This window comes from Hydrogenophaga sp. (assembly GCF_051007235.1).
GTDB lineage: Bacteria > Pseudomonadota > Gammaproteobacteria > Burkholderiales > Burkholderiaceae_C > Hydrogenophaga.
Window position 1 is genome coordinate 1 of the sequence record NZ_JBPCSJ010000034.1, and the last position, 2,474, is coordinate 2,474.

2 protein-coding genes and 1 pseudogene are annotated in these 2,474 nt (G+C 68.6%); all 3 read right to left on the bottom strand.

All coding sequences use genetic code 11. The features are described 5' to 3' along the window. Positions 1-701, bottom strand: a 701-nt coding sequence (locus ACR2JA_RS01100; protein ID WP_434007299.1) for a phospholipase D-like domain-containing protein, incomplete at its 3' end; no start/stop codon positions are given. Position 702: 1 nt separating this feature from the next. Continuing rightward, entirely contained in the window at positions 703-2,109 is a 1,407-nt protein-coding gene (gene dbpA / locus ACR2JA_RS01105; protein ID WP_434007300.1) for an ATP-dependent RNA helicase DbpA, read from the bottom strand. A gap of 37 nt (positions 2,110-2,146) precedes the next feature. Further along, a pseudogene (locus tag ACR2JA_RS01110) lies at positions 2,147-2,474 on the bottom strand (3'-5' exonuclease); the annotation flags it as partial.

Consider the following 2,474-nt stretch of genomic DNA (forward strand, 5'->3'; position numbering starts at 1 on the left):
TCACTCGCCACCTCGCCCGGCCGGGCCCCCCAGTCGGACGCCCAGTAGAGGTCGAAGCTGTCGGCGAGGGCGGCGGACACCGGGCCCTGGATCAGCAGGTCGCTGTCGAGAAAGTTGTAGTGCGCCGAGAGGTCGAAGTAGTCGTCGCCGATGTTGCGGCCGCCAACGAGGGCCTGCGCCCGGTCCACCACCAGCAGTTTGCGGTGGGTGCGGTGGTTGACCGCGAAAAAGCGCGCCAAGCCGGCGGTGTTGTAGTAGCGCACCTCCACGCCGGCGGCGGCCAGCTCGTGGGCGTAGTGCGGGGCCAGCTTGAACACCGGCAGCGAAAAGTCCACCAGCAGCCGCACCTTCACGCCCTCGCGCGCCTTGCGCGCCAGCGCCTGCGTCACCAGCCGGCTGGCGGTGTCGACCTCGTAGATGAAAAACTCCAGCTCGATGGAGGTCTTCGCCTGCTCGATCAGCTTCAGGCGCGTGGCCAGCGAGTCGAAGCCCACGTCCAGCAGCGCCACGGTGTGCGGTTCGGTCCGTCGCACGTCGGTGGCCGGGTGCGTCGGCGCCCGGCCCAGCCACTGCCGTTCGCTGGCTTCCTGGATGCCCAGGAACGCGGCGTACAGCAGCGGCGGCAGCACCACCAGCAGCGCCAGCGTGCCGAGCAGCGTCCACTTCAGCGCGCGGCGCAGGGTCCAGGCGGAGCGTGGCACCTCAATCCTCCAGCACGCGCACCTTCACGCCCTTGCCCTTGATCTTGGTGGTGGCCAGGCGGCTGGCCACCTGCTGCGCGATGGCGCGGTCCACCGCCACGTAGGTGGACCATTCGTTGACGTTGATCTTGCCCACTTGCTCGCGGGTGTAGCCCAGGTCGGCGGTGAGCGCGCCCAGCACGTCGCCCGGGCGGATCTTTTCCTTGCGCCCGCCCTGGATGTGCAGCGTGGCCATGGGCGGCTGCAGCGGTTCTTTGCTTGCTGGGGTGAGCTCGCTGACCGGGTGCCAGTCGGATTCGCGTTTTTGCAGCTGTTCGATGCGACCCACATAACCCATCTCGTCCATGCTGGCCAGGTTCAGCGCCAGGCCGTTTTCGCCCGCGCGGCCGGTGCGGCCGATGCGGTGGATGTGCACCTCGGGGTCGGGCGTCACGTCCACGTTGATGACGGAGGCCAGGCTGGCGATGTCCAGCCCGCGCGCGGCCACGTCGGTGGCCACCAGCACGCTGCAGCTCTTGTTCGCAAAACGCACCAGCACCTGGTCGCGCTCGCGCTGCTCCAGTTCACCGAACAGGGCCAGCGCGCTGAAACCCTGTGCCTGCAGCACGGCCACCAGGTCGCGGCACTGGGCCTTGGTGTTGCAGAAGGCGATGGTGCTGGCCGGGCGGAAGTGCAGCAGCAACTGGCTGACCACGTGCAGGCGTTCCTTCTCGCCCACCTCGTACCAGCGCTGTTCGATCTGCGCGCTGCTGTGCTGCGACTGCACCGCGATGGTCTGCGGATCGCGCATGAACTGCGCCGCCAGCTTGGCGATGCCTTCCGGGTAGGTGGCCGAGAACAGCAGGGTCTGGCGTTCCTTGGGGCACTGCTTGGCGACCTTGACGATGTCGTCGAAGAAGCCCATGTCCAGCATGCGGTCGGCCTCGTCCAGCACCAGGGTGTTGAGGGCGTCCAGCTGCAGGCTGCCGCGCTCCAGGTGGTCCATGAGGCGGCCGGGCGTGCCGACCACGATGTGCGCGCCGTGCTCCAGCGTGGCCAGCTGCCCGCGCAGCGGCACGCCACCGCACAGCGTGACGACCTTGATGTTGTCGTCCGCGCGCGCCAGGCGCCGGATTTCGGTGGTGACCTGGTCGGCCAGTTCGCGCGTGGGGCAGAGCACCAGGGTCTGCACCGCGAAGCGGCGCGGGTTCAGGTTGGCCAGCAGGGCCAGCGCGAAGGCGGCGGTCTTGCCGCTGCCGGTCTGGGCCTGGGCGATCAGGTCCTTGCCCAGCAGCGCGGGCGGCAGGCAGGCCGCCTGGATGGGCGTCATGCTCAGATAACCGAGCTGCTGCAGGTTGGCCAGGGTGGCCGGTGAGAGGGGGAGGGTGCCGAAGCCGGCAGACGAGGAAGCGGTAGGGGCAGAAGACATGCCCGATTATCGGTGGCCGTCCTCGGTGACGTTCTTTTCAGCCCTTGAGTGCGCGCAGCTTGACGAAGGCCAGCGCGGCCATGGTGGCGTCGTTCACCGGGTGGTGGGCCGGGCGGCGGGGCAGTTGCAGGTCGGTCATCAGGGCGTCGAAGCGCAGGTCGATGTGGCTGCCGGGGTTCTGCCGGTACTTATGGTCGTGGTACAGACCCGAGACCTCGATCTGTGGCTGCGGCAGCGGGATGCCGATGAGCGGCTGCACCAGACGGTTGAGCATGGCGACGTCGAATTCGAGGAAGTAGCCCACCAGCGGACGTGCGCCGATGAAGCGCAGCACGCGCTCGGCGGCTTCCTGTGGGGTCACGCCG